This is a genomic window from Staphylococcus sp. B1(2026) (assembly GCF_058895785.1).
In genome coordinates this window covers 1-7,339 of record NZ_JBZXTS010000060.1, presented here as the reverse complement: position 1 = coordinate 7,339, position 7,339 = coordinate 1, and the positions used below count along the sequence as shown (strand labels likewise).

Here is a 7,339-nt window from a genome sequence, read left to right as displayed (position 1 = left end):
TTTTGAACTACGCAATAGATACAAAATAACTCTCCAATTAACTTAATTGTTTATGCCAGTTCATCAAGAACGTTTCATCTGATGCTGTAATAACATTAGTCTCTTTAGCGATAGTAATTAATTCTTCAAAATTCGTTAAAGTATGCCAAGATAGTTGATGTTGTTTAAACATTTGATCTGCTGTTGCTAATTGATAATTAAAAATAGCAACTATCCCTAATACTTCATAACCTTGTTGACGTAATATTTCTGCTACTTTTATAGAAGAGCCACCTGTTGAAATTAAATCTTCAATGATTAATACTTTCGCACCTTTAGCAATATAACCTTCAATTTGACTTTGTTTACCATGTGCTTTGCTGGCTGAACGTACATAAGCCATAGGTAAATTCATTTGTTGGCTAATAAAGGCGGCGTGAGGTATCCCAGCTGTTGCTGTTCCTACAATGACATCTACTTCTGCATACGATGTATTAATTAATTTAACAAATTCGTTAACAATCATTTCTCTCACTTTTGGATACGAAATTGTTAAGCGATTGTCGCAGTAAATAGGTGATTTTATACCTGAAGCCCATGTGAATAATTGTTGTGTGTTTAAAATTACAGCATTAATATTTAATAATTCTTTTGCGATCGTTGTCATGGTTAATCCTCCAATAATTGTTGAATCGTTTGATAAGCTACTCTAGGCTCTACTGCCTGTGTAATAGGACGTCCTACTACAATATGTGTAGAACCTGTTAATTTAGCTATAGTTGGCGTAGCAATGCGTACTTGATCATCTGAAGAATGACTCGATAAACGTATACCAGGTGTGACTTTTAAAAAATCATCACCACATAGTTGTTTAATTTGTGCTACTTCAGAAACTGCACAAACGACACCATCTAAGCCACTTTGTTGTGCTAATTTGGCATAATGTAATACACTGTCAGTCATCGATACAGTCACTAATTGTTCTGTTACCAATTGTTGTGGACTTGTTGATGTTAATTGTGTTACTGCAATTAATTGTGGTATATTTTCTCCTGTACTTCCTGCTAATAAGCCTTCTTTAGCTGCTATCATCATCTCTTGACCACCAGAAGCATGCACATTAATCATATCAATATTAAATTGTGCTAAGCCTTTCATAGCATGATAAATCGTATTTGGAATGTCGTGTAATTTTAAATCTAAAAAAATACGATGATGATTTTGTGTTAAGATATCTAAAATTTTAGGTCCTTGTTGCAAGTAAAGTTCCATACCTACTTTAACAAATAAAGGTTCATTAAATTGATTCAAAAAATCTTTCGTTTGTTGAATATCAGGAAAATCTAAAGCAATAATTGTTTGTGTCATAAAAAACTTCTCCCTTTAATATCATGAATATGTTCAACACCTAACTTATCTAATAATATAGGTAATTCTTCAATAATTTTTGGACAAATCATCGGATCAGTAAAATTCATTGTCCCTATAGCGACGGCCGAAGCACCTACTGAAATAAAATCAATGACATCTTGTGCTTGACAAATCCCCCCCATTGCAATAATAGGTAGATTAACTTGCTGTGCTACTTGATAAACCATTCTTAAAGCAACTGGTTTAATTGCTGCACCTGACAAACCACCTATCGTATTTGCTAAAATCGGACGTCCTGTCATTTCATCTAAACGCATACCTATCAAAGTGTTAATCATTGATAGACCGTCTGCACCTGCATTTTCAATAGCTTGTGCCATTTCAACAATATGACTAACATTAGGTGATAATTTAACGTAAACTGGTACTGATGAAACTTGTTTAACAGCCTGCGTTAATTTAGCAGCTGTTTCAGCATTGGTACCAAATTGTATACCACCTTTAGACACATTAGGACAAGAAATATTCAATTCAAGTGCTTTAACATTAGGTGCTTGTGAAATTTTTTGTGCAACTTCAACATACTCTTCTATCGTACTACCAGCAATATTTGCAATAATTGGTACATCGTATTGTGCTAACCACGGTAACTGATGTGTCATTACAGCTTCCACTCCAGGATTTTGTAAACCAATTGCATTTAACATACCCGATGATGTTTCAGCCACACGTGGTGTCGGGTTACCTCGTCTTGGTTGTGCTGTTGTTGCTTTGATCATAATAGCACCTAATAGTGATAAATCATAAAATTTAGCATATTCTTGTCCAAAAGCAAAGCAGCCTGAAGCGGGCATAATTATATTTTTTAAATCTAAACCTGGTAGTTTTACAGCTAATCTTGTCATTATAATATCACCTCATTCGCATTAAAAACTGGTCCTTCTGTACAAATACGTGCATAATCATGAGATACAGTATCAATCACACAAGCATAGCAAGCACCAATACCACAAGCCATTCTACTTTCTAAAGATAAATAACCTTCTTCAGTAACATAATAGTTTTTGAGTGCTTTCAACATAGGTAGTGGACCACAGCTATAATATTTATCAAAATGTACATTCAATTGTGCTAATAAGTCAATCACATTACCATGAAAACCATAACTACCATCAGCTGTTGCAATATAAGTTTCACCTAATTGTTTGAAATTTTGCTCGTAAAAAATATCTTGAGATGATTGAAAACCTAAAATATGAATTGTTTTAATATCTTGATTATTAAATTGTTTAGCTAACTCATATAAAGGAGGTATGCCTATACCACCGCCAACTAACAAAGCAATTTGTCCTTTCTTTAATGATGTAATATCATAGCCAGTTCCTAAAGGGCCTATCACATCTAATAACTGACCTTTTTTATACTTTGATAGTCGTTCAGTTCCTTGTCCATTAACACGATAAATCATTGAAAAAGTTTGTTTTTCATGATTAATTTCACAAATTGATAAAGGTCTTCTTAATAATAGTTCTTGCCCCTCACTCACTCTAATATTAACAAATTGACCTGGTTGCTGCATGGCATCAACTAGTTTACCTTTCACTTCTAAACGATAAATATTAGGTGCAATTAATTGGTTAGATGTAATAATCATTAATTGAATCATAATACCTCCTTACAAATCACGATAGACGATACGTCCTTCACTTAAAGTTAATACTGGCCAACCTGATAACATTTGTCCAACAAAAGGACTATTTTTTCCTTGTGATGCAAATATATCTTCTGTCACCAATTGTCGTTTTTCTAAATCTAATACAGTTAAATCTGCAATACTATTAATCGCTAATTGTCCATAAGGTAAGCCAAAACATTGTGCTGGTTTAATTGATAACCAATCAACTAATTGCTTTAATGTCCAACGTTTTGTCACTACAAAATGACTATATAATTGAGCAAAAGCAATTTCTGACCCTACAATACCAAATGATGCTTGTAACATAGGTACATCTTTTTCAGACATTGCATGTGGGGCATGATCAGTTGCAATAAAATCAATTGTCCCATCTTCTAAAGCTTCAATCAATGCTTGCTTATCTGTTGCATCACGCAATGGTGGATTCATTTTCCATAAACCATTATCATAAGGAATTTGTTGATCATCATAAATTAAATGATGTGGACAAACTTCAGCAGTCACTTTTATACCAGCACGTTTTGCATCTCTAATTACACGTACAGATTCTTTCGTTGAAACATGACACACATGATAATGACAATTCGCTGCTTCTGCTAACAAAACATCACGTGCAATTTGTACAGATTCGCAAATAGATGGAATACCTTGAATACCCAATTCTTCACTTCTCTTGCCTTGATGCATATGTCCACCATAGATCAACGAATTATCTTCACAATGTGCTACGACAGCTTTGTTTAATTTTGCTGCTTGTTGCATTGCTTCATACATCAAACGAGATGTCTGAATCCCTTTACCATCATCTGTAAATGCAAAGCATCCTAACTGACTCAATTCATCCATCTTTGATAATGCTGTACCTTCTAAATTCTGACTAATCGCTGCATAAGGTATCGCACGAATAATTGAATCATTTGCAATAATATCTAATTGTTGTTTTAGATGTTCAGCTGTATCCGGTACAGGATTAACATTGGGCATTAACATTGCTGTCGTAAAACCACCTTTAGCAGCTGCTAATGAACCACCTTTAATCGTTTCTTTATAACTAAATCCTGGTTCTCTCCAATGAACATGAACATCAACAAAACCTGGAACGACATACTTGCCTTGTAAATCAATTACTTCTGCATGCGCAGCATTTAATTGCATTCCTATTTTAGTGACTCTGCCCTCTTCAATTAAAATATCTACCTGCTGTTGGTCCAATAAAGTTGCATTTTTTAATAAAATCAATGTTATATCCCCCTATAATAAATTATTTTTCTTTAAAATGAATTCAATAATTGCTTGTCTCATAAACATACCATTTGTCATTTGTTTAAATATTCTTGATTTTGGTGCTTCAACTAATTCACTTGCTATTTCAACATCACGATTAACAGGTGCAGGATGCATAATAATCGCATGTGAAGCTAATTTATTATATCTTCTTTGATCTAACCCATATTTTTTATGATATTCATACTTAGAAAATTGACTATCTGCAACTTCATGACGTTCATGTTGTACTCTTAAAAACATAGCAACATCTATTTTATCAATGACTTCATCTAATTTTACATACTCACCTAAGCCTTCTAACTGCCAATCTTTAGGTGAGACCAATTTAACTTTCATTCCTAATCTTTTAAATGTATCTGCATTACTATTCGCTACACGTGAATTTTTAATATCTCCTACAATAACAATGTTTAAACCTTTGAATCTACCAAACTCTTCATAAATTGTCATTAAATCTAATAAACATTGAGACGGATGATGTCCAGCACCGTCGCCACCATTAATAATAGGAATAGATAAATTCTGTAATTGTTGATAATAAGCACATTGTGGATGTCTAATAACTAATAAATTCACGCCTATACTTGCTAAGGTTTCACAAGTATCATACAATGATTCACCTTTTGTCACGGAAGATTGTGTTACTTCAAATGGAATCACTTGCATACCGAGTTTTCTTTGTGCAACTTCAAAACTTAATTTAGTTCTTGTTGAATTTTCGAAAAATAAATTAGAAACATAAATATTTTTAGCTAATTCATCAGCAGGTGCTTTTTTTAATTGTCTAGCTCGATCAATTAATTGATAAATTTCTTGTGAAGTTAAATCTGACATTGTAAGTAAATTAAACATAGCCTTCTCCTTTTAAAAAAAGGGAAATGAAACAATGTTCATCACATTGGCTCATTTCCCACTCATCATTTAATTATTGTTTTGTGGGATAATCAAATTCAATACAATTCCGATAATAGCTGCTAAAGCCATACCTGATAATTCAATATGAATATTTGATAATTTCAACACAGCACCACCGATACCTACAACTAAAATAATAGAAGAGATAATTAAATTACGATTATTACCTAAATCAACTTTATGATCAATTAACATACGTAATCCACTAGAGGCGATAATTCCAAATAGTAACATAGAAATCCCACCCATTACTGGTGTAGGGATACTATTTACTAGTGCTGAAAATTTTCCTACAAAACTTAAAATAATAGCTAATACTGCAGCACCACCAATAACAAATACTGAAAATACACGCGTAATAGCTAATACACCGATATTTTCACCATAAGTTGTACTTGGTGGACCACCTAATAAAGAGGCAATCATCATAGCTAAACCGTCACCTAATAATGAACGATGAAGCCCTGGCTCTTTAATTACATTTTTTCCAATAACTTCTTTTAATACCATTTGATGCCCGATATGTTCATTCAATGTCACAATTGCTACAGGTACCATTGTCAATAAAGCAGCCATTGACCAATGTGGTTGATAAGTAACAAAAGGTACAATAAATTTAGGCACTGCTAACCAAGGTGCATCTGCAATTGCCTGCATATCTACTAAACCTAAAATAATAGATAATACATACCCTGAAACAATCCCAATTAATACTGGAATTAATTTGAAAAATCCTTTTAAAAATAAACTACAGAAAATAGTTACAGCTAAAGTAAATAATGACACTGATAAATATGTCACATCATACACTTTTTCTTGTCCGACTAATTTATTCATTGACATATCTACAGCTGTTGGTGCTAAACTCAAACCAATAACCATAATAATTGGTCCTACAACTACAGGAGGTAATAATTTTAATAACCAATCTACACCTAATTTAGCAATCAGAATCGCAACAATACCATAAGTCAAACTGGCTAAAAATGCACCTAACATAGCTGTTGGCAAATCATGCGTTGTAGATAAAATAATAATGGGCTGAATAAATGCAAATGAAGACCCTAAATAAGCTGGAATTTTACCACGTGTTACAAATAAATAAGTTAACGTTCCAATCCCTGAAGTTGCTAAAGCAACATTAACAGGTAAACCTGTTAAAAATGGTACTAATACTGTCGCACCAAACATAGCAAATAAATGTTGCAAGCTTAGTGATAACCATAATGATAAATTTGGTTTTTCATTGACATCTAAAATCGGTTTAACTGTCGACATAATTTTCCTCCTTAATTAATAATAACGTTATTGACACCATCAACTTCTACTAATTGTACAGCAATTGTTTCTTGTTTAGAGGTTGGAATATTTTTTCCTACATAGTCTGCACGAATAGGTAACTCTCTATGCCCTCTATCAATTAATGTTGCTAATTGAATTTGACTTGGACGCACATGACTCAAAATAGCATCCATTGCTGCACGAATTGTTCTACCTGTATATAATACATCATCTATTAAAATAATAATTTTATTATTTAAGTCAGTTGTAAAATTTACTGGTTGCACTTCTGGTTCTGCTTGTTGACGCAAGCGATGTTTATCATCTCGATAAAAAGTAATATCTAATTGCTCTACCGGTAGTGATTGTCCTTCAATCTGTTGTATTTTTTCATTAATACGATGCGCTAAAAAAATACCCCTCGTTTTAATTCCCATTAAAACTAATTGCTCAATACCTTTATTTTTTTCAATAATTTGATGTGCAATTCTCGTTAAAGTACGTTGAATAGCTTGATCATCTAATAATACACTTTGTGCCATCTTATTTCTCCTTTCTCTTTTTTGCAAAATAAAATACCTCATTACGTATAACGTAACAAGGTATATAAACAGACTAATGTCATTAGATATTTGTTTATGATTAATATACTATAAATCAACTATTTATAGTTACTACCTTGCACGTCTCTCTGTACGTTTTTTAAAGGTTGTTCTATTTACTTTAGTACATTCTAACTGATTTAGTTAAAAAAAGCAAGCTATTATTAAATGGAATTAATTGCGTCTCATTCACATGTGATAATGTCCT

Annotated in this window: 8 protein-coding genes; all 8 read right to left on the bottom strand. The window is 32.6% G+C overall.

Features of this window, described 5'->3' with window-relative positions:
- Positions 1-37: 37 nt before the first annotated feature.
- Positions 38-646 (bottom strand): orotate phosphoribosyltransferase, encoded by a 609-nt coding sequence (gene pyrE / locus AC5EAH_RS07525; protein ID WP_493494162.1) that lies wholly within the window; start codon positions 644-646, stop codon positions 38-40.
- Positions 647-648: 2 nt separating this feature from the next.
- Positions 649-1,347 (bottom strand): orotidine-5'-phosphate decarboxylase, encoded by a 699-nt coding sequence (gene pyrF / locus AC5EAH_RS07520; protein ID WP_493494161.1) that lies wholly within the window; start codon positions 1,345-1,347, stop codon positions 649-651.
- Positions 1,344-2,255, bottom strand: coding sequence for a dihydroorotate dehydrogenase (locus AC5EAH_RS07515; RefSeq protein ID WP_493494160.1), 912 nt, complete (start codon positions 2,253-2,255; stop codon positions 1,344-1,346). Before AC5EAH_RS07515 ends, pyrF begins: the two co-directional genes overlap by 4 nt.
- On the bottom strand, positions 2,255-3,016 hold the full coding sequence (locus AC5EAH_RS07510) for a dihydroorotate dehydrogenase electron transfer subunit (RefSeq protein WP_493494159.1): 762 nt from the start codon (positions 3,014-3,016) through the stop codon (positions 2,255-2,257). The genes AC5EAH_RS07515 and AC5EAH_RS07510 overlap by 1 nt, the downstream gene beginning before the upstream one ends.
- Positions 3,017-3,025: 9 nt before the next feature.
- Positions 3,026-4,285: a dihydroorotase gene (gene pyrC / locus AC5EAH_RS07505; protein WP_493494158.1), complete on the bottom strand. Its 1,260-nt coding sequence runs from the start codon at positions 4,283-4,285 to the stop codon at positions 3,026-3,028.
- 12 nt (positions 4,286-4,297) lie between these two features.
- Entirely contained in the window at positions 4,298-5,185 is an 888-nt protein-coding gene (locus AC5EAH_RS07500; RefSeq protein WP_493494157.1) for an aspartate carbamoyltransferase catalytic subunit, read from the bottom strand.
- 69 nt (positions 5,186-5,254) lie between these two features.
- Positions 5,255-6,526 (bottom strand): solute carrier family 23 protein, encoded by a 1,272-nt coding sequence (locus AC5EAH_RS07495; protein ID WP_493494156.1) that lies wholly within the window; start codon positions 6,524-6,526, stop codon positions 5,255-5,257.
- Positions 6,527-6,537: 11 nt separating this feature from the next.
- Complete coding sequence (gene pyrR / locus AC5EAH_RS07490) at positions 6,538-7,071, bottom strand: bifunctional pyr operon transcriptional regulator/uracil phosphoribosyltransferase PyrR (RefSeq protein WP_493494155.1); 534 nt, start codon at positions 7,069-7,071, stop codon at positions 6,538-6,540.
- Positions 7,072-7,339 lie beyond the last annotated feature (268 nt).